The following is a 25,756-nucleotide window of genomic DNA, read 5'->3' on the forward strand; positions in this document are numbered from 1 at the left end:
TAAATGGCTTACAACTCTTTTACAATTTCTTTTACAAAGCGTAAAAAACGACTTTTTACTTTTTCCGTCGTTTCAATAACCTCTTCATGAGATAGTGGCTGATCCAAAATACCGGCAGCCATATTAGTCATGCAAGAAATACCAAGTACTTTTAAGCCGCAATGTCTTGCCACTATCACTTCAGGAACAGTCGACATTCCAACTGCATCCCCGCCGATTGCCCTTGCCATTCTTACTTCTGCTGGTGTTTCATAAGCGGGACCGGTATTACCGACATACACACCTTCTTTAAGATCTAACCCTTGCGTTGCTGCAATTTGTTTAGCTAAACTTCGCAGTTCTTTATTATACGCTTCTGACATATCTGGAAAACGCGGGCCAAAACGGGCATCATTGGAGCCAATTAAAGGATTCGTTCCCATACAATTAATGTGATCAGTAATGAGCATTAAATCTCCAGGAGTAAAGCTTTCATTTACACTTCCCGCAGCATTGGTCACAATTAGTGTTTCCACTCCTAATAATTTCATAACCCGGACCGGAAATGTCACTTGACTCATAGAATATCCTTCATAAAAGTGGAAACGCCCCTGCATAGCCACTACTGTTTTACCACTGAGCTTTCCAATTACTAATTGCCCTGCATGTCCTTCTACAGTAGACACAGGAAAATTAGGAATTTCTTGATAAGGTAATACAATAGGCTGTTCAATTTCAGTTGCTAAGACACCGAGGCCTGAACCAAGAATTAAACCAACTGAAGGAACGTCTGTTATCTTGCTTTTAATGAAAGCAGCTGCCTCTTCTAATTTCTCATACATCATCAAGCCCCTCCTTCATTTAATTCAGCTAACATACTTTTTCCATACGAAGGCATCTTCACCTTAAAATTATCTGCTACCGTCGCACCAATATCTGCAAATGTTTGACGAATAGGCAGTTGTCGACCGCCGGATTGAAAACGTTTTGAATAAATCAATAAAGGCACATATTCACGTGTATGGTCTGTTCCATGATGAATGGGATCATTTCCGTGGTCAGCCGTAATCATTAATAAATCATTCTCCGTTAGTTTATCTAATACTTCTGGCAATCGTGCGTCAAATTCCTCTAATGCCTTCCCATAGCCTAATGGATCGCGGCGATGTCCAAACAAAGCATCAAAATCAACAAGATTCAAGAAGCTTAAACCTGTAAAATCTTTCTCAACTGTATACACAAGTTTATCCATACCATCCATATTGGACACAGTTCGCAAAGATTCCGTTACTCCTTCCCCGTCAAAGATATCGGAAATTTTCCCGATAGCTAATACATCTAAGCCTGCATCTTTCAATTCGTCCATCACCGTTCGATCAAAAGGTTTTAGCGCATAATCATGACGGTTTGACGTTCTTTTGAAGTGACCTGGCTCTCCGATAAACGGACGAGCAATGACACGGCCTACTTTATATTCATCCGCTAACGTCATTTCCCGGGCTATTCCACAAATATTATACAATTCGTCAAGTGGAACAATCTCTTCATGTGCAGCAATTTGGAGTACAGAGTCAGCAGATGTATAAACAATAAGAGCTCCTGTCTTCATATGTTCTTCTCCAAGCTCTTCAAGAATAGCTGTGCCGCTCGCTGGCTTATTCGCAATTATTTTGCGCCCTGTTTTCTCTTCCAAAGCTTTAATTAAAGAGTCGGGAAAACCATTTGGAAACACCTGAAAAGGCTGCGTAATATTAAGACCCATAATTTCCCAATGACCTGTCATCGTATCCTTTCCTGTTGATGCTTCCTGCATTTTCGTATAGTAAGCAAGCGGATGTTCTGCTTTCTCCACACCTTTTATCTCACGGATATTACTTAATCCTAACTTAGCTAAATTTGGCATATGTAAACCATTCATCCGCTCTGCAATATGTCCTAACGTATCAGCCCCCTTATCCCCAAACTTCTCAGCATCGGGTGCCTCACCAATCCCAACAGAGTCCATTACAATGACAAATATACGTTTGAATTTTTCCATTACGATTCCTCCTACAAAAGTAAATCAAAATCGAATCAATTGGATATATACTAACTGCTTACCTGTACCCATCATAGTATCACTCATAAGGACTAATAAGCAATTTACAACCACATCATATAGTGAAGCTTCATAGCAAAGTCCGTTAAATACAAGATAAAAACAAACTAGGCCTCTCAACTACAGTTAAGAGACCTTTTCTCTATTAATCTATGTACCTACTAAGCACGTGGATGAAACTTTGAATACACATCTTTAATACGGACATTTGTAATATGTGTATAAATTTGAGTCGTGGAAATATCAGCATGCCCAAGCATTTCTTGAACAGCACGCAAATCTGCTCCATTCATTAATAAATGCGTTGCAAACGAATGGCGTAGTGTATGCGGTGTAATCTCTTTTTCAATATTCGCTTCCTTCGTCAATTTTTTAAGGATTTTCCAAAAACCTTGGCGCGTCAATCGATTGCCATGATGATTTAAAAAGAGCGAATTGGTGCGATTATGAGAAGCTAGCTTTCCCCGCCCTTTTTGCAAATAGGCTTCAATCGCGTTTAATGCCGTCTGGCCAATCGGAATAATTCTTTCCTTGTTCCCTTTCCCGACACAACGAACAAACCCCATTGCCGCATGGACATCACTTATATCTAGTTGAATGATCTCACTCACCCTCATCCCAGTTGCATATAAAAGCTCAAGCATCGCTTTATCGCGAAGTCCGAAATGATCCATCACTTTCGGTGCCTCTAACAAGGCCTCTACTTCTTCCATACTCAGTACCTTCGGCAAACTTCTCTCAGGCTGCGGTGTTTCAATATGTACGGTTGGATCTTGATTCGTTACTTTTTCGCGAAGTAGAAACTGATGAAACGAGCGAATGGAAGCAATATGACGCGCTACTGTTTTCGACGATTTTCCCTGGTCCTTTAACTGAGCTAAAAAATGCATAATATTGACTCGCCTAGAATCATTCCACTCATTAATTCGTTCTATATTTTTAAGATAGTACCAATACGATTTCAAATCACGTTCATAAGAGACAATCGTATTTTTAGCTAGTCCTTTTTCAATTGTTAAAAAATGAATAAAATCTCGTATTTGATCTTCCATTTGCATTACTCCCCATCTAAATAAAACAACAATAAACGGTCAAGCCATGTATTGCTGTCAGAGTCAACAACTTTTGTTACTTTAATGGCTGCTCCTTCTGGTTCATCGTAACGATGATAACTTTGATATTCTTGATTTAACCATACCATTCCAATATAAAAAAGAACAGTGAAGCCCACAAAAAGAATTAAAACTTTACAAGTATGCAGTATAAGGGCTAATGAAGCTTTCATTCACTCTCTCCTCTCAACCAATCTCTATATGTCCAATCTATGCCCAGTAAGACAAGTTTTATACATATAGATGAAGAAAGATAGATTGAAACTTCATTTTCATTCCCTGCAGTACTCCTGTCTCATAGAGCCTTGAAGCAGGATCCAATTGTTATATGTAAAAAACAAAAAACCTTTTCCGGGTACAGGAAAAGGTTTTTTATTATTCATCTTTATCGTCAGTTTCTTTATCATGGCAGCGATGACAAATACCATGAAAGGTTAGTCTATGATCTTTTATTTTGAAATTCCAGTTACGCTCTACAATCGCTTCGACGTCTTCAAGCAAATCTTCTTGAATTTCATCCACTGCACCACATTCAACACAAACAAGATGGTGATGAAAATGTGCAGCGCCTTCTTGTCTTAAATCATAACGGGATACTCCATCTCCGAAATTGATTTTATCTACGATTTTTAATTCCGTTAATAACTCCAATGTACGGTAAACGGTTGCTAGGCCAATTTCCGGCGACTTTTCTTTGACAAGGAGGTAAACATCTTCAGCACTTAAATGATCCTCTTCATGTTCAAGTAAAACGCGGACAGTCGCTTCTCGTTGAGGTGTCAATTTGTAGCTGGACGAGTGCAACTGTTTTTTGATTCTATCTATTCTTTCTTCCATACGTAATTCCCTCCCGCGCCGCTATATCTGTTCCATTATATCAAATGAGGGAAAACTGTCAAAATACATTTCCTCTGAAATAAAAAGAAATTTCCCAAATAACTTTTTAAACGATAGTACGGATATGCTTTTATAGTAAAAATACATTAATTTCCACATTATTCAACAAGTAAACTTACGACACTTTTCATAACAGATGGTGATATATATGCTTCAATTGCCCCTGCCACTACTATAAATACTAGTGAAAAAACAAGAGAAAATATATAACGCATAATGACCGGCTTTAACGGTGTGCGAATTTGTTTTAAAAAAATACGACTAATCATTTTCATCGATAACGATACAGCTAACACACTAATAATAATAAAAACCGGCACAAGAAAAATATTTTGCGGCAAAATGGAAACAAAGGATAATAAAAATCCACTCCATCCCATTTGATTAACTAAAAAACCAACTGTAAAGCCCACGACCATGCCTTTTAAAAATAATAAAATTAAAATGACTGGTAAACCAATAATCGAAATACCTAAAATCCAAATGAAACTAATATATCTTAAGTTATGAAGCACACTTTGTTGAAACATTTCATGCGTAGCTGCGATTTGCCCATCTGAAACTTGTCCAAAAAATTGCGATAAATAATAGAACAAATCTTCTTTTTGTGTAAAGCTTAAACTATTCACAAGCACGGCTCCAAAAATAACCCCCATTAAAAAGAGGACAGTAATAAATACGTATAGTGAGGAATGTTCAGTAATATGATGGATTACGGCATTTTGTACGGCATATCGTTTTTTCATTTTTCATCCTCCCAACTCCACTTACTAGAATCTATGTGAGTTGTTTGGATTTATGCGTTACATTTTAACTTTCCCGTATTTTCCGCCTCCACCTACTTCAAAAGACAAATTCCCATTTCGAGCTAAATCAATATAATGAGCTAGCTTTTCGGGAACAACCTCGGCTAATTTCTCTATCGCTACTCGGTGTAAAATATTCATTTCTGTCCCAAACGCCTGAAGCAATCGCTCCAATGATTTTGGCCCGAGGCCTGGAATAAAATCAAGTGGTACTTGATGAATATAAGGCGGGCGTGATCGGTGATGTTCAATTTTACTAGACAGCTCTTTAATTCTCGTTGAAACCCCCTTGATAATCTGTTTGCTGTGACATGTTGGACAAGATGTTTCTCCGGCATTCACCTTTTGATAACATTCTCCACAAACCGTTTCATGATATTTGCCAAGCAGCGGATTCAAGCCATAATTCGCAACAATGGCTCGCCCCTCTACTTCGTGCAATGCCTTTTTCAATTCTAAAAAGTTCGCTTCTTCTAATCGTAGCTTTTGATATTCACGAGCGATTTTTCCTAATGAATGCGCATCAGAATTTGTAAGGAATACGTATTGCTGCAACTCTTGTATATCCTGTACCATTGGTGTGTCCGAGCTAAGGCCAAGCTCGATTCCATCAATCTTTGCTGGATCGAACACTTCACTTAAACTTGTTTTGACTCCTTTTCCATAAAGGCTTTTAAAGGGAGTAAACACATGAGCTGGAATAAACAGTCCCCCTAATGAACGAACCTTATTTTGCAGAGTCACTCCATCGCAATAGATACGCTGTGAGCTTAAATGAATATTTTTCACATACCCACTCATCCAACTTGAAAAATCTTTCATCGTTTCAATACTTTGAAAGAAGCCAAGCACATGAATCGGTCCATGACAATGTTCATCATAAATTTCAATTTCCGCTCCCGGAATAATCGTCATCTGTTGAAACCGCAGGCCTCCTTCTGGCAGTTCAAATAGTGTACCACTTTGAATAAGCTCTTCTATTTCTCCAATTACTTCCGGTGAATGGCAATCGATAATACCAATTAAATCTAAGCCTTTACGCTGACTAGCTACTTCAAGAATATGCTGAAGTGTTAATGATTTACTTCCGGTAATTTTAACGGCCTTGCCGCTCTTCGTCCTGCCGATATGAATATGTAAATCAGCATACAAGTCTTTCATCTATTTTTGTAACGCCTCCATTAGTTGCAAATACTGCACAGCATACGCTGTTTTTGCATCATAAATTTTTTCTTCCGCTATATATTGTTGCGCTTCCTCTAGTGTTAGCTCAATCACTTCAACAAATTCATCTTCATCTAATGACGCAGCATCTTCTTTTTTCGATAACTGATGAGCGACATATACATGTACTAATTCATCGGCGAACCCTGGGGATGTATAAAAAGAAATGACATGCTCCATTCGCTCGCATACATAGCCTGTTTCTTCTTCTAATTCACGTTCTGCCGTCTTTAATGGCTCTTCCCCTGGTTCAAGCTTTCCTGCAGGAATTTCCACTAAGCTTCTTTCCATTGCTTTTCGATACTGTTCAACCATCACAATTCTCCCATCGTCTGTAATAGCAATGACCGCAACCGCACCTGGGTGTTTAATAATTTCCCGCTTACTTGTCTTTCCATTCGGTAATTCAACGTCATCTACCTGTAAGCTAATCACTTTTCCCGTAAATATTTTTTGTGACGACAATGTTTTTTCTTCAAATTTTTTCAACTTGTCCACTTCCTTTGTTCTATTTAGCATGAAACTTCATATATTTTACCATAATAACAGTGGAGGTCGATTTGATGAAAATATACGTGTTGGAAAAAAGTATTGTATTCTCGGGTAAAGCGTGGGAAATTAAACAAAAGCTCCAAGAATCACTACATCACTATCGATATGTCAACGAATGGATCACTGATGTTCATCAACAAACTGTTGCTCCACAACGAAAAACGGTTTAATCTATCGAGGCTAATCAATAGCCTCTTTTTCATGAAATGATGAAAAAACAAATCATTTCACACCTCAATAAAAGTTAAGGTAAAATGAGGAAGAAAATGAGAAATAGGAGTACATACAATGAAAACAAGAAAACTAGGAAGCTCTATAATAAAGGTTTCAGAAATCGGATTAGGCTGTATGTCACTTGGAACCGATGAAAAAAAAGCGGCGGATATTATTCATGCTGCTTTAGATGAAGGGATTACCTATTTTGATACAGCTGATTTATATGACTACGGCATGAATGAAGCAATTGTCGGTCAAACTTTAAAAAGCTGCCGAGATCAAGTCATCCTCGCAACAAAAGTCGGAAATCGTTGGAATGAAGCCCGAGATAGCTGGAGTTGGGATGCTTCAAGTGCTTACATCAAAACAGCCGTTAAAGATAGCTTAACACGCTTAGGGACGGATTATATCGATCTATATCAACTTCATGGAGGAACACTGGAAGACAATATAGACGAGATAATTAATACATTTGAGGAATTAAAAAAAGCTGGTTATATTCGAGCTTACGGAATTTCTTCTATTCGACCAAATGTCATTAAACAATATGCAGCGAAATCTCATATCGATTCAGTGATGATGCAATATAGTTTGCTTGACCGTCGTCCTGAAGAATGGCTTCCCTTATTAAAAGAACAAAACATTAGCATCATCGCTCGCGGGCCTGTGGCAAAAGGATTATTAAGTGAACGCATGTTAAGTAAATTAAACGCGGACGGATATTTAGACTACAGCTATAATGAATTAAAGGAACTGCTTCCGTTATTAAAAGACAAGTTGTCTCCTCGAAAAATGAATGAAACAGCTCTGCAATATGTTCTCGCTGAACCGACTGTCGCTGCTGTAATTCCTGGAGCAAGCTCTGTCGCTCAATTGCGTGAAAATTGTCAAGCTGTTCGAAGTAAAGCCCTATCTTCTGAAGAACTGCAATTATTACGCCAGCTTACAAAAGCGAATGTGTACCATATCCATCGAGATTAATCCTTTATCTGCGATTATTCTATATTTATCAACGGAAATTGTGAATTATCTAACAAAATTTCCGTTTCAACTACAAAAAGTCCCATATATCCATTTCATGACATATGGGACTTTTCTTTATTTATAGTTTTTCCAATCTAAATTACTTTCCTCTAGCAGCTCTTCAAACGATTTATTTTTCTCGCGTCTTTTCCGTTCTTCACGCTGTCTCGCTTCTTCTGCTTCTTTTTTTATCTGTGCAGCTTCTGTCAATTCTTTTTGCGTCTGACGAAGCTTAGACATGATATCTCCATTAATGAGATCCCCTAATTTTAAAGAATCATCTTGAGTTTGTTTTTTTGACGTATGAGTACGCGATTGTTTTTTGCTCATTAGTAAACCCCTCCCTTACGTTGTCACTATTATATCATGCAACACAACTTCTGTTTTGATTTCTTGCTTAGAATGATACAATAATAGCAATAGGAGGAAATTTCATGAAAAAATGGTGGGTTATTATCGCAGGTATTCTAAGTTATGTAATAGCCATCGGAATGTATATGTCCAATCGCATTATGTTTATGAAGAAAAAAGAAGATGCCTTTATACAAAATCGCGAAATAGAGGCGAAACGGTTTAGTATAAAAGAGTTCGAAGCATTACCAAAAACCGAACTCCCCATTCCCTCTCCAGAAGGCTATTCGTTAAAATGTGTATTAATCGAACCCCATGATACAAAAAAATGGATCATTATTTGTCACGGTGTCACCGAAAATAAAATCAATTCTTTTAAATATGCCGATATGTTTATGAAACTTGGATTTAATGCCGTTATCTACGATCATCGCCGTCATGGTGAATCCGGTGGTAAAACGAGCAGTTACGGTCATTATGAGAAGTTTGATTTACAAGCAGTTATAGCTGAGGTAAAGAAACGCAAAGGCAATGACATTACGCTTGGTATTCACGGTGAATCGATGGGAGCCGTAACGACACTTTTATACGCTGGGATGCTTGAAGATGCGGCTGATTTTTATATCGCTGATTGTCCCTTCTCAAACTTCGAGGAACAAATTAAACATCAAATGAGTCAGGAAGTTCCTGTACCATCATGGGCTGTTTTCCCAATCGGTCGCGCTTTCATTAAACTGCGTGATGGCTACTGGACAAGTGAAGTCTCTCCAATTGACTATGTAAACAATATTCAAAAACCCATTTTATTTATCCATAGTGAACCCGACCGTTTCATTCCTGCCTCCATGACACAAGCCTTATATGAGAAAAAAAGAGGGCCAAAACAGCTTTACTTAGCGAAAAAAGGGGCTCATGCCCAGTCCTATAACGAAAATCCTGAAGAATATAAAGCTCAAGTTAAACTATTTTTAGAAACATATGTTTATGATAAAGAGGAAGGTACTTGATTATGCCGACATGTCAGCATTGTTATGCTAAATGGAGCTGGAGAGAAACATTTTGCAAAATGTTTACATTTAAAAATAAGCTTAAATGCTCCTCCTGCGAAACTTTTCAATATCTATCAAAAAAGTCAAGAAACCAAATAAGCCTATTGTCCGTCATGCCTTGCTTAAGTTCCATACCGTTATTATCATTCAACTTACCTATTAAAATCATTATATCTTTACAATTCCTAACAATTGTTTTGGCACTGATTTGGATGCCCTTTTTATATAAACTAAACAATAAGGATGAACCAATGTGGTAACTGTATGTTGCCAAAAATACATAAGGTTGTCTCAACAATCAACTTTGAGACAACCTTATTCCTGTGAACTATTTTCGATAAAAACTAAGCCGTGGATTTAAAATTTCATTCGGACTTTTGAGCATAAAACAATTCGCTGATTCTACAAAATCAAATTTCATCATTTCATCTAAATAAATCATTTTCGATTTCTCTACATAAATAGTTGGACCATTCGTATCAATCTTCTCAAAATCTGCATCCAGCTCCTGAACGAGCCAAAGCACAGTTACTCCATTAACTGCGCAGCCGCAATCATCTGTATCGTATTTTAATAGTAGATACCCGCTAACTCCATTCATCTTTTCCGTTACTTTCGTTAAAGCTTTCTCTGTCCATTCGATATACATATAAACCCCTCCTTAACTTGTTCATTATACATAATCCATCGTTTTCTGTTGAATCATTCCTCTACTGAATATTTTTCACTTTTCCGCTTAAGCTATTAAAAAAATAGCGGGAGTCTTTATCTATGAAAAAAATTGATTCAACCCAGATGTTTTTTGTACTCTCCCTATCCATCGGTCTCTTTAATCATGTGATGATTATACCCATTCTTTTTGATACAGCTGGTCAGGATGCTTGGTTTTGGTCATTAGTAACATCTGGAATTGGTTGTTTCTTTGCTCTTTTTTTATTATTTATTTTAAGACGAAAGCAACAGAAGCCCCTCCATATATGGCTTGAAAATAGAATAGGAAAACGATTCGCTAAACTGACGATTTGGCTCATCATTCTTTATCTACTATCAATGATACTCGTCACTATTAAAGATATGGTAGATTGGGTTGTATCGAGCTTTCTTTTTGAAACACCATTACTTGCAATTGTCCTTCCCTTTGCTATTGTTTGTTTCTTTCTTGCACAGGCAGGGCTTCGTGCTATATCGATTAATTCAGCCCTGCTGCTGCCTATTGTCGTTGTATTAGGCATCCTCGTTTCTACTGGAAATATGCCAAAGAAACATTTTCATTTTTTATTTCCATTGTTTGAACAAGGCTATTTTCATGGAGCAAAAGCGATTATTTATGCCTCTAACGGCTTTTTAGAGCTCCTTTTTCTTGTTATTTTGCAACATCACTTTACAGATACCAAACGATTTAAAGCGAAAACACTTGTGTATTTAACACTCATGTTAATGATCCTTATATTCGGACCGATTACTGGCGCACTTGCTGAATTTGGTCCTATTTTATCTAGCGAATTACGCCATCCTTCTTATGAACAATGGCGCTTGTTAAAAATCGGAAAATACATTTCACATACAGATTTTTTCTCTATTTATCAATGGCTGGCAGGTGCCTTTATTCGCGTTGTTTTACCTATGTTTATGATTGTCGATTTATTAAATCTTCAAAAACCAGCTGTCAAAAAATCGTTCTTGTTTTTCTTTCTTTATTAGTCGTAATCATGCCGCTTATTCCGTGGAGCAATATGTCGTTTTACACCTTTATGAAAAACTATTATTTTACAAATACTTCTTATTTTCTATACGCACTCGCGCTTCTGTTTTTCATTTGTGCCCTATTGAAACCAAAAAGAAAGGCGAAGAAAAATGAAACTGTTTAAAAACGATACTAAAAAATATACAGACGATACCTTTCGTAATCAATTTTCTAATAGCCCTGATGTTCACTTTAAAACAATTTTTTCAAAGACAACCAATCATCCAGTCAAAATGTTGGTTTTCTTTGCTCCTAGTCTCGTCAATATGACAGAATTGAATGACCATATTTTAGAGGATCTTGAAAAAATTATTTATATTGAAGAAGATAAAAATAAACACCAAGGTGAATCCTTTACAAATACATTAATGGATCTTCGTTCACTATCATTTGATGGCAACTTCGAATCTTTATACCAATTCAATTTTGGTGGAGAAGTACTTATTTTCATTGAAGAAAAGCAACAACTATATTCAATTGCCATTCCCGAAGTCCCAAATCGTCAGCCAGAAGAATCTGCTTTTGAAGTGTCTGTTCGTGGACCACGCGATGGCTTTATTGAAGATGTATCTGTCAATGTTGCCTTAATCAGAAAAGGTTGCGGACTTCCACCCTCACAGTAGAAGAATTCATTGTTGGTAAACGTAGTCAAACAAAAGTTGTTCTGCTATATATGAATGATATTATTGAACCTTCTTTAGTGACCACCATTACAACAAAAATAAATGAATTAAATATTGATATTCTAACAAGTAGTCAACAACTGCAAGAGTTAATCTCAGAACATCCATTCACCCTTTTTCCGCTGACAGATTATACAAGTCGTCCTGATTATTGTGTCGAGTGTTTAAATCAAGGGCGATTCATACTAATTATTGATGGGCAGCCAACAGCTATCGTCGCTCCCACGACATTACTTGTACAAGTAAAAACAGCGGAAGACTCGAACCTTCCTTTTTTTTACGTTTCATTTGAGCGAATTTTGCGTATTGGAGGGTTTTTTCTCTCAATATTAATACCTGGATTTTGGGTCGCGCTTTCTACCGTTAATATTGAACAAATCCCATTTAGCCTACTCGCCACAATCAGTGTCTCACGTCTTGGTTTACCGCTATCTGCAACTATGGAAATGTTCCTTATGCTTGCATTATTTGAACTTTTTCACGAATCAGGCGTCCGTCTTCCAAAAGCTGTTGGACAAACGGTTGCTGTTGTTGGAGGATTAATCGTAGGAGATGCAGCCATTCGTGCAGGCTTAACATCCCCAACAATGCTTGTAGTCGCAGCCACCACTTCAGTTGCTTCATTTACACTTGTTAACCAAGCTTTAACAGGTGCTGTCACAGTACTTCGATTTGTGATTCTTATTCTGAGCTCTTTTCTTGGCATATATGGCTTAATTATCGGTTTTATTATGACAACCGCTCTCCTATCAAGCTTAGAATCATTTGGCATTCCATACATGAATGATTTCTCACCTGCTACTCTAAACAAAATGGTTGTTTCCTTCTTAAAAAAGCCGTGGAAATGGGCGAGTAAAAGGAACGAATCAACAATCGATCAAACAAGGAAAGGGGGACAAACATGAAAAGGATAATAAAAAAAGGCTTGGTACTCATGATTTGTCTGCTACTCTTATCTGGTTGCTGGGATCAAAAAAGCATACAAGACATACACTATGTCACAACTTTTGCGGTTGATTATAAAGAAGGAAAGTATATTGTATATGTCCAACTAATTGATTTCGCTGGAGTCGCCAAACAAGAAATGAAGCCAACTACTCCTTCAAGATCCTATATAGGTCATAATAGTGGAAAAACGATTACAGAAGCGATTAATAACTTATACAAAACAGCACAGCAACGTTTATTTCTTGGACACGTTCATACGTTTATCTTAACAGAAAATGCCTTAAAGCAAGATATTAATGACATTATTGACTCTGCTTTTCGTAATAACTTTATCCGTTATTCAAGCAATTTTTTTGTTACGAAAAAGCCTATAGATGAGCTCTTTAAGATTACTGGCTTTTTCAATTTATCTCCTATGTATTCTGAGCTCCATTTTCCTGATGAAGTATATAGAAACCGCTCTTTCATCAGGCCCATTACGATTCAAGAATTTATTGCCCAATATCGAGAAGCTGCAGCAACAACCATAGTCCCGTCCATTACATGGAATGCAAAAGATTGGAAGGATAACTAAGAAGAAACTAAAAACATTCGTCATTGATGGTGCCTATACCTTATTCTACAATAAATCCAAACCATGGTATTCAGAAGAAGAATTGGCAGGTATTCGCTGGATGACAAAAGATACAACGAGAACGCCTGTTGACATCCAAACAAAAGATGGATTTGCTTATTTTTCCATGGCACATCCGAAGACGAAGATTACACCCATCATAGAAGGAGATCAAGCAAAATTTATCATTGATTGTTCTGTATCAGGACATATTCTAGGACTTACATCTCATAAGAGCATAAAGGATCTAGAGCAATCATTAAAAGCTTCGATTGCCCAAGACATCCGAAAAACATTTGAAGTAGGCTTAAGAAACAACGCTGATCCGCTTAATTTAGGTGAAATACTCTATCGAAAAGAGCTGAGATTTTGGCAAGCTCATCACTTTAATGAGCCAAATGATTATTTACATAGAGATGCCCTTCAAGCCATTCATATAGATGTTAAGCTTACCAACACAGGCATATTAAAAGCAAAACCATTTAAAGATAAAGAGATTCTCGAAAAATGATTATACTTCTACAAATAGAAAAAGAAGCTGGCTCGAAACTACAAATTTTCAAGCCAGCTTCTTTTTAGTTGATTTTCACTATATTCTTTCGCATTTTTTCTAATTGCTTCACCGTTGGAGTTAAGTTTGCAAAGAAATAGATTTCGCGTAATCTTCGTGACGGATCACTTTTTTTCAAATAACCTGCACTTCCATTATGCAGCATATCGGCTTGTGCAGCTCTTAATGTTAATTATACAGATTAATACAGAACTTCATTCTTACGCTCATCTACCATAACCGTAAAGCTTGTGTCTGTATTAGAACGATTCATCATCTCAATGTTATAAACTTTTTCCTTCGCCTCATATAATACATACAGCACCATAAATCGTTGACTCGCAGCTTCAGTCACATGATTAATCGCTTTCTTGACGGCCTCTTGTTCAGCTATACTTTGGGCGTCGGTCAGCACAAGAAGGAACTTTGCTTTCGTTTTCGCTGGGAACGATTCTTTAATTTCTCCTATATACCACGGCTTCACTTTCATTCCGATTTCTAAATCCCCATAGGAGAGCTCTCTGCCCTTCAAATCTTGAATAAGAGTCTCCTTCGTCATCTTATAATAGGTACTTTTAATTAAAAGCCGTTTGTCATCAAGGTCGGTAATAAACCCTGTGTCCCCTTTTTCAATCCGCTCTTTCTGAGTATCAGAAGGGTGACAACCGACTAACACAATCATCACAAACAAACATAATAAATTTATCAGCTTTCGCTTCAAAATGTTGCCTCCTTATTTTTTAAAAATATATGTACCCATTCATCTTCCAAAAGGCAGGATATTGAAACAAACAAACGCTATTAAAAATAAAGTGAAACTTCCATAACATAGCCTTGAACAAAAAAGCTGTACCAAATTATATCTTTTTAGTACAGCTTGCTAATATTTTATTTCTTGAAAAAAGCTCGTTTCCCTACTAGTTCAGCTGTTGCGGGAAATAAATAATACAACTTACTCGCTACATTCATCCAACCCGGTAAATTGATTTCTCGTTTATTGGTCAACATGGATTCAACAATTTTTTGAGCAACCGCTTCCGGCTTTAACATAAATTTTTGAATGTTTTTGACATAGTTACCCGATTCATCGGCCGTTTCAAAAAAGTTTGTCGCAATAGGACCAGGATTCACGGTTGTAACAGAAATCCCCTCTTCTTTTACTTCCATTCGCAGCGCATTTGAGTAACCTAGTACAGCAAATTTAGTTGCCGAATAGAGCGATGATTTAGGTGTAGCCATTTTACCGGCCTGGGACGCAATATTAATAATATGCCCTGCTTTCCGACGTTTCATCGAAGAAAGTACGTTATTTGTACAAGCCATTAAACCGAGTACATTGACATCAAACATCGCTTTAGCTTCGTCTATATCGGTTTCAGCAGCTTCCTTAAAAATGCCGTATCCCGCATTATTCACTAAAATATCAACTTCCCCAACCTCGTTCGCAATTCGGTCAAAAACGGCTCGCACCTCATCCGAATTTGCTACATCAAGTTCAAATACAAATACAGAAACACCGAACGTATCAATAATTGTCTTGCGCAATGCTACTAATTTATCTACACTTCTTGCAAGCAGTACAACACTGGCTCCTTGTTTAGCTGCTTGAATTGCAATCTCTTTTCCTAACCCGCCAGAAGCTCCTGTAATAGCAACAACTTTTCCTCTCAATCTTGTCATCTTATTACGCAATAGAGAAAAGTGTTAAACTCGATTGGATTTCACTTTTAATCTCCCCTAAGTCTTCTAAATAATCTAATTGACCGATCGTCTCCCACATCGTCAAATCAGTTTCTTTGCGGTACACTTTCGGAAATAGACGCTTACAAATTTCAAATCCAGTCAACGGCTTTTCTTCCAGCATTTTTTTCACCTGCATCGCACGCTCATGCTGACGATTCATACGAGATTGAACCCATTCCTCCACACCTTTAACTTCTTCTCCGTGCCCTGAATACACTTTCGAAATTGAAAAATTAAGTATTTTCTTTAGCGATTCATTATATTGGAGCAATGGCTTTGGACGTTCTTCACCAGGGGAAAACGGAGGCTCTATAATCGGATTGGGTGATACTTTAGCAATCACATGGTCGCCGCCAATTAATACGGCATCACTTTCTCGGTACAATGATATATGACTTTGTGCATGACCTAACGTCTCAATCGTTTTCCAATTAGGTAAACCCGGTATTTCATCACCTTCTGCTAAAAAAGCAGTAAGCTTTCTTCCATTATAAAATGCTCTCTCTTTTTTAGAGTAAGTTAGTTTCCCTTTTAACTCTTCTTCAATTCCAAGTAAATCGGCATATTCAAGAAAAAATTGATTACACGTATGTAAAAACTCATCGCTCCCATCAAGCCAGCGCTGATTATTTTTATGACCATACAAAGGCACATCTTCGGCAAAGAAATCAAGTGCACCAGCATGATCAGGATGATGATGCGTTAAAACGATTTGTTCAATATCTTCTACTTTCAACTTTAATTCACCTAATTTATAATCGAGTGCTTCTTTTGCCTCCCTCGTTTTAAGGCCTGTATCAATTAAAGTTAAAGCATCTCCTTTTACAACATATACATTTACGTCACCAACCGCAAACGGTGTTGGCAATGCAATCTTTGCGATATTATTCTCCCAATTCACCATTATTTTATCCACCTTAAGCATTATATTGAAAACCTGTTACACAACAGCCTTACACTTATATAATCCATATTTTACATTTTCTCTTGGACGTTGTCATTATTTTCGCATAATTATGGTTATTTTTTTGTATCGCGCATATATTATATATTGACAGTTTACTTGTTTATCCTGCATAATCACAAGTAATTAAATCGTTTGGCTATGAGTAAGACCAAGTAAATAGATGACGGTGAATAGAGAGTGAGGCTCCCTTTTGGCTGCAAGGCTTCACCACCCTCTCATGTATTGAACCTACCTTATGAGCCTTCAGGAAAACCTGACGTATATCCCACGTTAAAGGATCTTAAAGCGCAGCTTTCAGCGAACGTAAAGGAGAAAGCTGAACAAAGGTGGTACCACGGAAGCAAGATCTTTCGTCCTTTATGGATGAGAGATCTTTTTTTATTTGGCTTTGTTACATAATGCGATTTAAACATGGCTACATTCGCTAACAGAGCCTTTGACTTTAACAAAGGAGCGAAAGAAAATGAAGAAAATAACCTTTATTGGGGCAGGTTCTATGGCTGAGGCTATTATTTCAGGATTAGTAGCCGAACAAGTGGTAGATCCTAAAAATATTAACGTGACAAACAAATCAAATGAAGCTAGATTAGCATCCTTAAACGAAAAATATGGTGTAACAGGGACACGAAATATACAAGAGGCTATGAAAGAAGCTGACGTTGTTTTACTAGCTGTAAAACCAAAAGATATGTTAGCTACCATGCAATCCATTCAACCATATATTACAACTGAGATGATGCTCGTCTCTGTTGCAGCAGGTGTTCATACCGCAAGCCTTGAAGGAATTGCGGCAAAAGAGGTAGCCATTATTCGCGCGATGCCGAACACGTCTGCAACGGTCGGGCAATCAGCCACAGCAATTAGTACCAATGCGTACACAACAGCGGAACAACGTCAAACAGCGATTACGCTTTTTGAAACAATCGGCTCTGTCGTCGTTGTTGAAGAAGAGCAGTTAGACGCTGTAACGGGTCTATCCGGCAGCGGCCCTGCTTACCTATATTACCTTGTTGAAGCAATGGAAAAGTCAGCACAAGATCTCGGCCTCGATGCCGGTACTGCTAAACAATTAATCATTCAAACAATGCTAGGTGCTGCCGAAATGCTCAAACATTCCACAAAATCACCAGCTACTTTAAGAAAAGAAGTAACTTCTCCTGGCGGAACGACCGAAGCAGGATTAAAAGTACTACAAAATTATGAAGTCGATCAAGCTTTTATCGCCTGCATTGAGGAAGCAACTGCACAATCCAAACGAATGGGGAAACAAATTAGCGACCAGCTTGCACAATATGCTGTTCCTCGCTAAATTGGCATGATTTTATGTCAATTTAGCGAGATTCTTAATTATAAAAAGAGCGTGATTAAAAGGGACAGGATATGCCTCTTTTGATTCATGCTCTTTTACTCTTTACAATCAAATGTTTAGCTAATTGGATTTTTAGTTGCTATACTAGATTTCATATTTAAGGAAATAGGGAGTGGGATGAACATGAATACTAAACTTTTTTCTACTTATACTATCAAAGATGTAACTTTCAAAAATCGAATTGTTATGGCACCGATGTGTATGTATTCTAGTCAGGAAGATGGCCACGTTAAAAACTGGCATTTAACGCACTATACAAGCCGAGCAGTTGGCGGTGTAGGTTTAATTATGCTAGAAGCAACAGCAGTTGATCCTCAAGGTCGGATTTCCGTTAATGACTTAGGCATTTGGAATGATGAACAGCTACCAGGACTGTCACAGCTCGTATCAATGATGAAAGAGCAAGGAGCAAAAACAGGCATTCAACTCGCTCACGCAGGTCGAAAAGCGACAGTACCAGGCACCATCTATGCACCGTCACCCATTGCTTTTGATGAGACTTATAAACAGCCTCAAGAGATGACACAAGCTGATATTGAAAAAACAATCCTTTCCTTTCAACAAGCAGCTGCACGAGCAAAAAAAGCAGGATTTGATGTTATTGAACTACATGCTGCTCACGGTTACTTACTAAATGAATTTCTCTCACCGCTAAGCAATAAACGAAATGATGAATACGGCGGATCTAGCGAAAATCGTTATAAAATCGTAAAAGAAGTCATCGCTGCAGTAAAGCAAGTATGGGAAGGTCCACTATTTGTACGTATTTCTGCTCATGATTATCAAGAAGGTGGCATGACAGCAGAGCAGTATATCGAAATCAGTAAATGGATGAAAGAAGATGGGGTCGACTTAATTGATGTAAGTTCTGGAGCTGTTGTGCCCGCTTCTATTCCTGTCTATCCAGGCTACCAAGTACCGTTCAGCGAAACAATTAGATCCGGAGCCTCTATTGCTACAGGAGCAGTTGGTTTAATTACAACTGGCATCCAAGCGGAAGAAATTTTACAAAATGAGCGCGCCGATCTTATTTTTATCGGTCGTGAACTGCTACGCGCCCCTTATTGGCCAAGAAACACGGCAAAAGAACTTCGCTATGAAATAGAAGCACCTACGCCATATAAGCGCGGCTGGTAAAGAAGATTATTGACGACGCATTCATAGTGAAACAATTACTACAGAGCAAAATCCCATCATACGGTGGGATTTTGCTCTGTCTCAATAAAACTCCTCGAAAAATCACTTTCTTTAGCGAAAGAATACTAGTTTTGTCATCCTGAAAGGAATTGACTATCGAAGCTAGAATTCTTCTTATTAACTATAGCGGCCTGTAAATATTAAATGAGGAGGAGAATACTATGAATACAAATGAAGTGTCCAAATTATTAGGTGTTTCTCCTAAAACCGTTCTTCGTTGGGTCACACAATTAAGACTAGAGGTTGAACGAACTCCCCTTAACCATTATCGATTTTCAGAAGAAGATGTAGCCTTACTCCAGCAGGTTCAGGAACAACTGAAAAATGGTACCCCTCTGCAAAGCATGAAAATCCATGAAAAAAGAGTACGAAAGGCAAAAGTAGCAAACAAACCACCTAAAGATGAAACTAAAATGTATGACAAGCTAGTCGAGAGAATTGAACATCTTGAACGGAAATTATCAACAAAAGCAGATGATGTCGTCTCCTATCAAATCCTACAGCATCGAAACGAGATTGAAGAGTTACAAAGCGTTGTTTGCCAGCTAACTCAACAAATCGAAACGCTCCAAACCAAACTAGAAGTAGCCTCACAAGCCGACTGCTTCCTTACCTTCGACGAAGCAGCTTCAACAGAAAAGTCAAAGAAAAAGCCATTTTTCAGCACTCTTTTTCGCTCTTCCAAAAAAGAAGCACAAACAAACTAATCATGCAGAAAGTGCCTATTCTCAAAGAATAGGCACTTTCACAGAGTGTAGAGAAACCTTTTATTTTTAAATTTTCGTTTGAACTCCATCTTCTTTCTGTTGTTTCCGCACTAAATATTGTGTTATTTCCTGATTCAAAAACAATATATGGATTTCCTATGAATATAAAAATGATTAGGCTAAAACCGCCCGGTCATTATTCATTTTTTCACCTTTAATACGTTGGAACTCATTCAATAATTTTTCAACAGTCAACGCCCGTTTTTCTTCTCCTCTTGCTTCAAAAATAATTTGTCCTTTGTCCATCATAATTAAGGAGTCACCTAAATCAATCGCTTGCTGCATATTGTGTGTGACCATTAATGTCGTCAATTTGCTTTGCTCAACAATTTCTTTAGTCAATTGTGTTACAAGTTCTGCACGAGAAGGGTCAAGTGCGGCTGTATGTTCGTCTAGAAGCAAAATTTTCGGATTGGTAAAGGTTGCCATAAGAAGCGATAGCGCTTGACGCTCCCCTCCGGATAATAAACCAACCTTCGCTGTCATTCGATTTTCTAAACCTAAATGAAGCGTTTCTAGGCTTTCTTTAAAAAATGCTTTTCGTTTATTCGTTACGCCAAAACGTAAACCTCGGCGATTTGTTCGACCATATGCAATGGCCATATTCTCTTCAATTGTCATATGTGGAGCTGTCCCGGCCATCGGATCTTGGAATACACGGCCAATGAGTTTGGCTCGCTGGTGTTCTTCTACTCCTGATACCTTTTGACCATCAATAAGAACTTCCCCGGCATCAGGAAGAATTTTTCCGGATACCATGTTCATTAACGTTGATTTTCCTGCACCATTACTGCCAATCACCGTAACAAATTCACCTTTTTTTAATTGAAGTTGAAGGTTTTGCAGAGCGAGCTTCTCATCTGGTGTTCCTTCATTAAATACCTTATAAATTCCATTCAGATGAAGCATCTTATTTCCCCTCCTCCAATGATTTATGATCAAATTGCAATTCCATCAGACGTTTTTTCTTTCGTGCTTTTACTTTCCGACCTTCCGTAATAAGAGGTAACAGAAGTGCGCCAATTACAATAAGAGCGGTAATTAGTTTTACATCCCCTGTTTGTAAGAAATCTACACGAAGCGCTAGTGTAACAACAAAGTGATAAATAAGCGAACCACCAATTACAGCAAGCGTTGCTCTGACAATCGTTTTCGCACCAAAGATTGCTTCACCGATAATAACAGAGGCAAGACCAATAACAATCATCCCTATTCCCATTCCGATATCACTAAAGCCATTATATTGAGCAATAAGAGCACCTGAAAATGCAACAAGTGCATTACTAATTGCCAAGCCAAGTACTTTCATATTCCCAGTATGGGCGGAGAAGCTTTTTACCATCGCTTCATTGTCACCGGTTGCACGAATAGCTAAACCAATTTCTGTTTTTAAAAAGACAGACATCCCTACTTGGATAAGAACCGTAATGACTAACATCATCAGTAAAATAGACCATGTTTTTGGTAAACTGTCTCCTAAACCAATTGCCGTTAATAAGCCATTTAATACATCGTCTATTCCTGTTTTTGCCCAAGCATCTTGAATATTCGTTAATAAAGTCTTTTGCGAAAGCAATGGAATATTCGAAGTACCCATAATTCGTAAGTTAATTGAATAAAGAGCAATCATGACTAAGATTCCCGATAAAAGAGGATTTACTTTCCCTTTTGTATGCAGCAAGCCTGTTAATATACCTGCAAGAAAACCCGCTCCTAATGCGGCTAATGTGGCAATAATCGGCGAATAACCATTCACAATCATAATCGCTGCTACAGAAGCACCTGTAACGAAGCTTCCTTCTACTGTCAAATCAGGAAAATCAAGAATCCTAAACGTTAAATAAACACCAAGTGCCATAATGGCGTAAATCATTCCAGATTCAAATGAATTGAATACGGCTGTAAACATATTTTTCTTCCTTCCTAAAGTTAAAATAAAAGGGTCCCGAGATCAAAAACATAAGGGACCCTAGATAAACAATGAACTAAAAAGAGGTTGAGCTTACTTTACTAGCTCCGCTTCTTTCTTCCACTCATCTTTAATTTCAACGCCCATTTCTTTGGCAGCTGTTTCATTGATTACAAGTTTTAAATTTTGTGGATAGCTAACTGGAATGTCTCCTGGTTTTTTACCATCTTTCAAAATTTCCACCGCTTTTTCTCCAGCTTCAAAACCGATATCATAATAGCTGAAACCGTAAGCAGCAAACCCGCCGCGTTCTACTGAATCTAACTCTCCTACGAATAATGGAATATCCTTATCGTTCGCTACACCTACAACCGATTCTAATGCTGAAACAACTGTATTATCTGTCACAATATAGAATGCATCCACTTTCCCAATTAAAGATTCTGCTGCTTTTTTTACATCTGCAGACGTAGAAACAGAAGCTTCTGCCACTTTAACTCCTGATTTTTTCGCTTCAGCCTTCATATTCTCTACTTGTACAATTGAGTTTTTCTCCCCAGCGTTATACACTGTTCCAATTGTTTTAGCACCAAGTTCTTCTGCAATAAATTTCACCGTATTTGCGATGGCATCTGGATGAGAATCTGTTGTACCTGTTACATTAGCACCTGGCTTTTCTAAAGATGTCACAAGTTCTGCTTCAATTGGATCTGTTACGGATGTAAATACAATTGGAATATCGCTTGTTGCATTTTTAGCACCTAATGCACTTGGAGTCGAGTTTGCAAAAATTAAATCCACTTTATCACTCACAAAATTTTTCGCAATTGTTTGATTATTACTTTGATCATTTTGTGCGTTTTGAACATCAAACTCCACATTTAGGTCGCTTTCTTTTAAAGCATCTTGGAACCCTTTCGTCGCCTCATCTAAAGAAGCATGCTGCACAATTTGGGTAACCCCAACTTGATAAGTTTTTTCTCCGCTGTCCCCTTTCTTTGTATCCTCACTGCTTGAATCGCTGCCACAGCCAGCTAATAACGCACTCGTTACAAGTGTAATTGCTGCAGCTGAGTATAATTTCTTCTTCATGTTTCTCCCCCTCTTTTTCGATAATGAAAAATTCTCTAATTCAGTGCTGTTATGCGTTTTTGCTTTTATGTATTAAATTATAAGCGCTTCCACGCAATTATTTCAATATATTTTTATTCTTTTTAAAACTTTCTATATATTAGGAAAGTTAAAACTCAGAAAAAATTCAGACCTTCATGACGAGTATTCGACAAATTTCCTATTTCTAGTATAAGATAAATTCAATGCTGCATATAAGGATGGATTGCAATGTTTAATTTAGTATCATTAATGTTAGAAAAAGTAGGGATTATTGTCATTGTGGCTTTTTTACTTTCACAAATGAAGTCCTTTCGCCAGATTGTTCACGGTGAACGCAACGTAACAGAGCGAATATGGCTCATCGTTCTTTTTGGAACATTTGGAGTGATTAGTAATTATACAGGGATAGAAATTCATCACGACACAATTCATAAAGTAGATTGGATTACGGATGTTAATCCCGATAATGCGATTGCCAATACGAGAGTCATGGGAGTAGTCATTGGGGGCTTAATAGGTGGCCCAGTAGTCGGAATTGGTGCTGGTGTGCTTGCAGGAGTTCACCGTTTAACATTAGGAGGTTTTACCGCTGTTGCCTGTGCAATCTCTACCGTCTTAGCTGGAGTTGCAGCTGGTTATTACGGGAAGAAACGACGGAAGAGTAGAAAAAAAATCACTCCCCTCTATGCCGTTAAAATCGGCATGCTTTTAGAAGCTGTACAAATGCTCATTATTGTAATTGTCGCCAAACCATTTGAACAAGCAGTAACACTAGTTGAAATAATCAGTGTGCCAATGATTCTTGTTAATGGTTTTGGAACATTGCTTTTTATGCTTATTATTCAATCAATGATACGGGATGAAGAACGAGCACGCGCTAATCAAACAAATCAAGCCTTTCATATTGCCGATCAAACATTGCCTTATTTCCGTCAAGGACTCAATCCAAGTTCTTGTCAACAAATTTCAGAGATAATGTTGCAACTGACTGATGCAGATGCTGTAGCGATTACAGATGACCGTCAAATTTTATCTCATGTTGGCGCAGGTGCTGATCACCATATTCTAAACATGGAGCTTGCTACAGGATTAACGAAAAAAGCATTGGAAAGCGGAAAGGTTGCTATTGCACAAGTAAAAGAAGAAATTTATTGTTTTCAAAAAGATTGCCCCTTGCAGGCAGCAATTGTTCTGCCTTTAAAAGTCCAAAATAAAACTGTAGGTACTTTAAAAATGTACTTTAAGGACCCTGCTAAATTAGATAAAGTACACAAAGAACTAGCAGAAGGTCTTGCTAACTTATTTTCTACTCAACTAGAATTGGCAGAGGCCGAACAGCAAACAAAATTATTAAAAGACGCAGAAATTAAAGCATTGCAAGCGCAAATTCACCCACATTTTTTGTTTAATAGCATCAACACCATTTCAGCACTATGCCGAACCGATGTAGAAAAAGCAAGAAAGCTATTAATCGAGCTTAGTTCATTCTTTCGTAGTAATTTACAAGGAGCTAGGCAAATGATGATTCCATTAGAAAAAGAAATCGAGCATGTAAAAGCCTATTTATCGTTAGAGCAAGCCAGATTTCCAGATGTTTATCACCTCTCTCTCCATATAGAGCCTGGGCTTAATCAAGTGTTGATTCCACCGTTTACTTTACAGCCCTTAGTCGAAAATGCTGTTAATCATGCTTTTACTCGAGGAAATCATAATAAAGGAACTATCTTAATCAATATTTCTTCACAAGATGAAAGGATACACATTATCGTCCAAGATAATGGAAAAGGAATCGAAGAAGAAAGAAGAAGAGAACTTGGGCAACGAACCATCAGCTCTAAAAAGGGAACAGGTACAGCTTTATTTAATATTCACGAACGTTTAATGGGCATTTATAATGGGCAAGCACAATTAACTATTCAGAGCGAACTAAATGTAGGTACGAAGATTATTATCTCTATTCCTCTTCATAGTAAAGGAGTTTTTGAACAACATGTTACGAGCATACATAGTAGATGATGAGCCGTTAGCACGAGATGAATTAAAGTATCTGCTCATTTGCAGCAAACAAGTAGAAGTTGTAGGAGAAGCAGATTGTTTAGAGAAAGCAATGGCAGACATCCCTGTCCAAGAACCCGATCTTGTTTTTCTCGATATTGAATTAGCTGAAGATAATGGATTGCAATTAGCAAAGCAGCTTCATAGTCTAAAAAAGACTCCTGCTATTGTATTTGCAACAGCGTATGACGAATATGCACTCGAAGCTTTTGAACTAAACGCACTCGATTATTTATTAAAACCGTTCGATGAACAGCGTGTGTATCAAATGTTAAACAAAATTACCAAACTGCAGAAAATAGGTGAGCAAGACATCCAGCCTTCGTTTAACGTTCCAATCAATAAAACAGGCAAAATAGCTATCCTTGTAGAAGAAAGAATCATATTACTTGATATGGCATCTATTCTATTTGTTGAATCAAGTGAAGGTAAATGTATGATTAAAACAAAGGATGACGTATTCAAAGTAAGCGAAACGCTTGTTGCGCTAGAGAAAAAACTACAGGATCATTCATTTATGCGCGTACATCGCAGCTATATCGTCAATATCGATTACATTTCTGAAATACAACCTTGGTTTAACTCAACTTACAACCTCATTATGAATGACGGTTCTAATGTTCCTGTTAGTCGAACCTACATAAAAGAACTAAAGCAGTTATTACAATTCTGAACTGGTATTCTCTTGTTGCTTAAAATCGTTATATAACAATATAGCTGAAATATTAAAATTATAAAAATCCTAAATTTTCAGTTTATTCATTGTATCTCACCCTTTATTTTTTGTAATC

The 25,756-nt window shown here is 37.5% G+C and carries 28 protein-coding genes and 2 pseudogenes; 13 read left to right on the forward strand and 17 right to left on the reverse strand.

Annotated features, from left to right (window positions below; all coding sequences use genetic code 11):
- Nucleotides 1-8 precede the first annotated feature (8 nt).
- The 8 genes from D1953_RS01665 to D1953_RS01700 all read right to left on the reverse strand — a co-directional run bounded on the left by D1953_RS01665 (nucleotide 9) and on the right by D1953_RS01700 (nucleotide 6,605).
- Entirely contained in the window at nucleotides 9-824 is an 816-nt protein-coding gene (locus D1953_RS01665; protein WP_119115406.1) for a purine-nucleoside phosphorylase, read from the reverse strand.
- On the reverse strand, nucleotides 824-2,017 hold the full coding sequence (gene deoB / locus D1953_RS01670) for a phosphopentomutase (protein ID WP_119115407.1): 1,194 nt from the start codon (nucleotides 2,015-2,017) through the stop codon (nucleotides 824-826). The genes D1953_RS01665 and deoB overlap by 1 nt, the downstream gene beginning before the upstream one ends.
- Before the next feature lie 221 nt (nucleotides 2,018-2,238).
- The gene (gene xerD / locus D1953_RS01675; RefSeq protein ID WP_119115633.1) at nucleotides 2,239-3,129 is read right to left on the reverse strand and encodes a site-specific tyrosine recombinase XerD; all 891 of its coding nucleotides are present in this window, start codon (nucleotides 3,127-3,129) and stop codon (nucleotides 2,239-2,241) included.
- A gap of 5 nt (nucleotides 3,130-3,134) precedes the next feature.
- Nucleotides 3,135-3,362, reverse strand: coding sequence for a YqzK family protein (locus D1953_RS01680; RefSeq protein WP_119115408.1), 228 nt, complete (start codon nucleotides 3,360-3,362; stop codon nucleotides 3,135-3,137).
- Between the two features lie 202 nt (nucleotides 3,363-3,564).
- The gene (fur, locus tag D1953_RS01685) at nucleotides 3,565-4,026 is read right to left on the reverse strand and encodes a ferric iron uptake transcriptional regulator (protein ID WP_119115409.1); all 462 of its coding nucleotides are present in this window, start codon (nucleotides 4,024-4,026) and stop codon (nucleotides 3,565-3,567) included.
- Between the two features lie 158 nt (nucleotides 4,027-4,184).
- Nucleotides 4,185-4,832 carry a stage II sporulation protein M gene (gene spoIIM, locus D1953_RS01690; protein ID WP_119115410.1) on the reverse strand — a complete coding sequence of 216 codons (648 nt, stop codon included), beginning with the start codon at nucleotides 4,830-4,832 and terminating at the stop codon, nucleotides 4,185-4,187.
- Between the two features lie 57 nt (nucleotides 4,833-4,889).
- Entirely contained in the window at nucleotides 4,890-6,053 is a 1,164-nt protein-coding gene (locus D1953_RS01695) for an endonuclease Q family protein (protein WP_119115411.1), read from the reverse strand.
- Entirely contained in the window at nucleotides 6,054-6,605 is a 552-nt protein-coding gene (locus D1953_RS01700) for an NUDIX domain-containing protein (RefSeq protein WP_182480466.1), read from the reverse strand.
- A 74-nt stretch (nucleotides 6,606-6,679) separates the two neighbouring features.
- Here D1953_RS01700 and mciZ point away from each other — a divergent pair, with 74 nt between their 5' ends.
- Together mciZ and D1953_RS01710 are read left to right on the forward strand one after the other, a co-directional pair.
- The gene (gene mciZ, locus D1953_RS01705; RefSeq protein WP_119115413.1) at nucleotides 6,680-6,838 is read left to right on the forward strand and encodes a Z-ring formation inhibitor MciZ; all 159 of its coding nucleotides are present in this window, start codon (nucleotides 6,680-6,682) and stop codon (nucleotides 6,836-6,838) included.
- Nucleotides 6,839-6,956: 118 nt separating this feature from the next.
- Entirely contained in the window at nucleotides 6,957-7,865 is a 909-nt protein-coding gene (locus tag D1953_RS01710) for an aldo/keto reductase (protein WP_119115414.1), read from the forward strand.
- Nucleotides 7,866-7,982: 117 nt separating this feature from the next.
- Here the strand turns inward: D1953_RS01710 and D1953_RS01715 are convergent, their stop codons facing one another.
- Nucleotides 7,983-8,237 carry a YqkE family protein gene (locus tag D1953_RS01715; RefSeq protein WP_119115415.1) on the reverse strand — a complete coding sequence of 85 codons (255 nt, stop codon included), beginning with the start codon at nucleotides 8,235-8,237 and terminating at the stop codon, nucleotides 7,983-7,985.
- Nucleotides 8,238-8,341: 104 nt separating this feature from the next.
- Here D1953_RS01715 and D1953_RS01720 point away from each other — a divergent pair, with 104 nt between their 5' ends.
- Complete coding sequence (locus D1953_RS01720; protein WP_119115416.1) at nucleotides 8,342-9,265, forward strand: alpha/beta hydrolase; 924 nt, start codon at nucleotides 8,342-8,344, stop codon at nucleotides 9,263-9,265.
- Nucleotides 9,266-9,267: 2 nt separating this feature from the next.
- On the forward strand, nucleotides 9,268-9,567 hold the full coding sequence (locus tag D1953_RS22135; protein WP_425454242.1) for a TIGR04104 family putative zinc finger protein: 300 nt from the start codon (nucleotides 9,268-9,270) through the stop codon (nucleotides 9,565-9,567).
- A 68-nt stretch (nucleotides 9,568-9,635) separates the two neighbouring features.
- Here the strand turns inward: D1953_RS22135 and D1953_RS01730 are convergent, their stop codons facing one another.
- On the reverse strand, nucleotides 9,636-9,956 hold the full coding sequence (locus D1953_RS01730; protein WP_119115418.1) for an iron-sulfur cluster biosynthesis family protein: 321 nt from the start codon (nucleotides 9,954-9,956) through the stop codon (nucleotides 9,636-9,638).
- Nucleotides 9,957-10,078: 122 nt separating this feature from the next.
- On the opposite strand from D1953_RS01730, the gene D1953_RS01735 reads away from it, so the two are divergent.
- The 4 genes and pseudogenes from D1953_RS01735 (at nucleotide 10,079) to D1953_RS01755 (ending at nucleotide 13,806) form a co-directional block, all read left to right on the forward strand.
- Nucleotides 10,079-11,008 carry an endospore germination permease gene (locus D1953_RS01735; RefSeq protein ID WP_119115419.1) on the forward strand — a complete coding sequence of 310 codons (930 nt, stop codon included), beginning with the start codon at nucleotides 10,079-10,081 and terminating at the stop codon, nucleotides 11,006-11,008.
- A 153-nt stretch (nucleotides 11,009-11,161) separates the two neighbouring features.
- Nucleotides 11,162-12,639: pseudogene (locus D1953_RS01745) on the forward strand (spore germination protein).
- On the forward strand, nucleotides 12,636-13,256 hold the full coding sequence (locus D1953_RS01750) for a Ger(x)C family spore germination protein (protein WP_119115422.1): 621 nt from the start codon (nucleotides 12,636-12,638) through the stop codon (nucleotides 13,254-13,256). Before D1953_RS01745 ends, D1953_RS01750 begins: the two are co-directional and overlap by 4 nt.
- Entirely contained in the window at nucleotides 13,231-13,806 is a 576-nt protein-coding gene (locus D1953_RS01755) for a Ger(x)C family spore germination C-terminal domain-containing protein (RefSeq protein WP_119115423.1), read from the forward strand. Before D1953_RS01750 ends, D1953_RS01755 begins: the two co-directional genes overlap by 26 nt.
- Nucleotides 13,807-13,870: 64 nt before the next feature.
- Here D1953_RS01755 and D1953_RS21610 read toward each other — a convergent pair.
- From D1953_RS21610 to D1953_RS01775, 4 genes and pseudogenes are all read right to left on the reverse strand, one after another.
- Nucleotides 13,871-14,038 (reverse strand): annotated as a pseudogene (locus tag D1953_RS21610) (acyl-CoA dehydrogenase family protein); the annotation flags it as partial.
- A gap of 9 nt (nucleotides 14,039-14,047) precedes the next feature.
- Nucleotides 14,048-14,566, reverse strand: coding sequence for a DUF3221 domain-containing protein (locus D1953_RS01765; RefSeq protein ID WP_119115424.1), 519 nt, complete (start codon nucleotides 14,564-14,566; stop codon nucleotides 14,048-14,050).
- A 167-nt stretch (nucleotides 14,567-14,733) separates the two neighbouring features.
- Nucleotides 14,734-15,525, reverse strand: coding sequence for an SDR family NAD(P)-dependent oxidoreductase (locus D1953_RS01770; protein WP_119115634.1), 792 nt, complete (start codon nucleotides 15,523-15,525; stop codon nucleotides 14,734-14,736).
- 4 nt (nucleotides 15,526-15,529) lie between these two features.
- Entirely contained in the window at nucleotides 15,530-16,492 is a 963-nt protein-coding gene (locus D1953_RS01775; protein WP_119115425.1) for an MBL fold metallo-hydrolase, read from the reverse strand.
- A 526-nt stretch (nucleotides 16,493-17,018) separates the two neighbouring features.
- On the opposite strand from D1953_RS01775, the gene proC reads away from it, so the two are divergent.
- The 3 genes from proC to D1953_RS01795 all read left to right on the forward strand — a co-directional run bounded on the left by proC (nucleotide 17,019) and on the right by D1953_RS01795 (nucleotide 19,828).
- Nucleotides 17,019-17,864: a pyrroline-5-carboxylate reductase gene (proC, locus tag D1953_RS01785; protein ID WP_119115427.1), complete on the forward strand. Its 846-nt coding sequence runs from the start codon at nucleotides 17,019-17,021 to the stop codon at nucleotides 17,862-17,864.
- Between the two features lie 183 nt (nucleotides 17,865-18,047).
- On the forward strand, nucleotides 18,048-19,061 hold the full coding sequence (gene namA, locus D1953_RS01790) for an NADPH dehydrogenase NamA (protein WP_119115428.1): 1,014 nt from the start codon (nucleotides 18,048-18,050) through the stop codon (nucleotides 19,059-19,061).
- Nucleotides 19,062-19,282: 221 nt separating this feature from the next.
- Nucleotides 19,283-19,828, forward strand: a complete 546-nt coding sequence (locus D1953_RS01795; RefSeq protein ID WP_119115429.1) for a MerR family transcriptional regulator — start codon at nucleotides 19,283-19,285, stop codon at nucleotides 19,826-19,828.
- 174 nt (nucleotides 19,829-20,002) lie between these two features.
- Here D1953_RS01795 and D1953_RS01800 read toward each other — a convergent pair whose 3' ends face one another.
- The 3 genes from D1953_RS01800 to D1953_RS01810 form a co-directional block, all read right to left on the reverse strand.
- Complete coding sequence (locus D1953_RS01800; protein WP_119115430.1) at nucleotides 20,003-20,797, reverse strand: ABC transporter ATP-binding protein; 795 nt, start codon at nucleotides 20,795-20,797, stop codon at nucleotides 20,003-20,005.
- A gap of 1 nt (nucleotide 20,798) precedes the next feature.
- Entirely contained in the window at nucleotides 20,799-21,797 is a 999-nt protein-coding gene (locus D1953_RS01805; RefSeq protein WP_119115431.1) for an ABC transporter permease, read from the reverse strand.
- 93 nt (nucleotides 21,798-21,890) lie between these two features.
- Entirely contained in the window at nucleotides 21,891-22,889 is a 999-nt protein-coding gene (locus tag D1953_RS01810; protein WP_119115432.1) for an ABC transporter substrate-binding protein, read from the reverse strand.
- A gap of 249 nt (nucleotides 22,890-23,138) precedes the next feature.
- Here D1953_RS01810 and D1953_RS01815 point away from each other — a divergent pair, with 249 nt between their 5' ends.
- Together D1953_RS01815 and D1953_RS01820 are read left to right on the forward strand one after the other, a co-directional pair.
- Nucleotides 23,139-24,926, forward strand: coding sequence for a sensor histidine kinase (locus D1953_RS01815; RefSeq protein WP_119115433.1), 1,788 nt, complete (start codon nucleotides 23,139-23,141; stop codon nucleotides 24,924-24,926).
- Nucleotides 24,901-25,638: a LytR/AlgR family response regulator transcription factor gene (locus D1953_RS01820; RefSeq protein WP_119115434.1), complete on the forward strand. Its 738-nt coding sequence runs from the start codon at nucleotides 24,901-24,903 to the stop codon at nucleotides 25,636-25,638. Before D1953_RS01815 ends, D1953_RS01820 begins: the two co-directional genes overlap by 26 nt.
- The last annotated feature ends 118 nt before the right edge of the window (nucleotides 25,639-25,756 follow it).

This window comes from Peribacillus asahii, from assembly GCF_003570725.1.
Lineage (GTDB): Bacteria > Bacillota > Bacilli > Bacillales > DSM-1321 > Peribacillus > Peribacillus asahii.

Coding starts and splice junctions, on each gene's coding strand:
- D1953_RS01680 (WP_119115408.1), bottom strand. CDS start 3,362: ATGAAAGCTTCATTAGCCCTTATACTGCATACTTGTAAAGTTTTAATT.
- D1953_RS01775 (WP_119115425.1), bottom strand. CDS start 16,492: ATGGTGAATTGGGAGAATAATATCGCAAAGATTGCATTGCCAACACCG.
- mciZ (WP_119115413.1), top strand. CDS start 6,680: ATGAAAATATACGTGTTGGAAAAAAGTATTGTATTCTCGGGTAAAGCG.
- D1953_RS01720 (WP_119115416.1), top strand. CDS start 8,342: ATGAAAAAATGGTGGGTTATTATCGCAGGTATTCTAAGTTATGTAATA.
- D1953_RS01755 (WP_119115423.1), top strand. CDS start 13,231: ATGCAAAAGATTGGAAGGATAACTAAGAAGAAACTAAAAACATTCGTC.
- D1953_RS01730 (WP_119115418.1), bottom strand. CDS start 9,956: ATGTATATCGAATGGACAGAGAAAGCTTTAACGAAAGTAACGGAAAAG.
- D1953_RS01710 (WP_119115414.1), top strand. CDS start 6,957: ATGAAAACAAGAAAACTAGGAAGCTCTATAATAAAGGTTTCAGAAATC.
- D1953_RS01815 (WP_119115433.1), top strand. CDS start 23,139: ATGTTTAATTTAGTATCATTAATGTTAGAAAAAGTAGGGATTATTGTC.
- D1953_RS01810 (WP_119115432.1), bottom strand. CDS start 22,889: ATGAAGAAGAAATTATACTCAGCTGCAGCAATTACACTTGTAACGAGT.
- D1953_RS01800 (WP_119115430.1), bottom strand. CDS start 20,797: ATGCTTCATCTGAATGGAATTTATAAGGTATTTAATGAAGGAACACCA.
- D1953_RS01715 (WP_119115415.1), bottom strand. CDS start 8,237: ATGAGCAAAAAACAATCGCGTACTCATACGTCAAAAAAACAAACTCAA.
- D1953_RS22135 (WP_425454242.1), top strand. CDS start 9,268: ATGCCGACATGTCAGCATTGTTATGCTAAATGGAGCTGGAGAGAAACA.
- fur (WP_119115409.1), bottom strand. CDS start 4,026: ATGGAAGAAAGAATAGATAGAATCAAAAAACAGTTGCACTCGTCCAGC.
- namA (WP_119115428.1), top strand. CDS start 18,048: ATGAATACTAAACTTTTTTCTACTTATACTATCAAAGATGTAACTTTC.
- D1953_RS01735 (WP_119115419.1), top strand. CDS start 10,079: ATGAAAAAAATTGATTCAACCCAGATGTTTTTTGTACTCTCCCTATCC.
- D1953_RS01770 (WP_119115634.1), bottom strand. CDS start 15,525: ATGACAAGATTGAGAGGAAAAGTTGTTGCTATTACAGGAGCTTCTGGC.
- deoB (WP_119115407.1), bottom strand. CDS start 2,017: ATGGAAAAATTCAAACGTATATTTGTCATTGTAATGGACTCTGTTGGG.
- D1953_RS01665 (WP_119115406.1), bottom strand. CDS start 824: ATGATGTATGAGAAATTAGAAGAGGCAGCTGCTTTCATTAAAAGCAAG.
- spoIIM (WP_119115410.1), bottom strand. CDS start 4,832: ATGAAAAAACGATATGCCGTACAAAATGCCGTAATCCATCATATTACT.
- D1953_RS01805 (WP_119115431.1), bottom strand. CDS start 21,797: ATGTTTACAGCCGTATTCAATTCATTTGAATCTGGAATGATTTACGCC.
- xerD (WP_119115633.1), bottom strand. CDS start 3,129: ATGGAAGATCAAATACGAGATTTTATTCATTTTTTAACAATTGAAAAA.
- D1953_RS01795 (WP_119115429.1), top strand. CDS start 19,283: ATGAATACAAATGAAGTGTCCAAATTATTAGGTGTTTCTCCTAAAACC.
- D1953_RS01820 (WP_119115434.1), top strand. CDS start 24,901: ATGTTACGAGCATACATAGTAGATGATGAGCCGTTAGCACGAGATGAA.
- proC (WP_119115427.1), top strand. CDS start 17,019: ATGAAGAAAATAACCTTTATTGGGGCAGGTTCTATGGCTGAGGCTATT.
- D1953_RS01750 (WP_119115422.1), top strand. CDS start 12,636: ATGAAAAGGATAATAAAAAAAGGCTTGGTACTCATGATTTGTCTGCTA.
- D1953_RS01695 (WP_119115411.1), bottom strand. CDS start 6,053: ATGAAAGACTTGTATGCTGATTTACATATTCATATCGGCAGGACGAAG.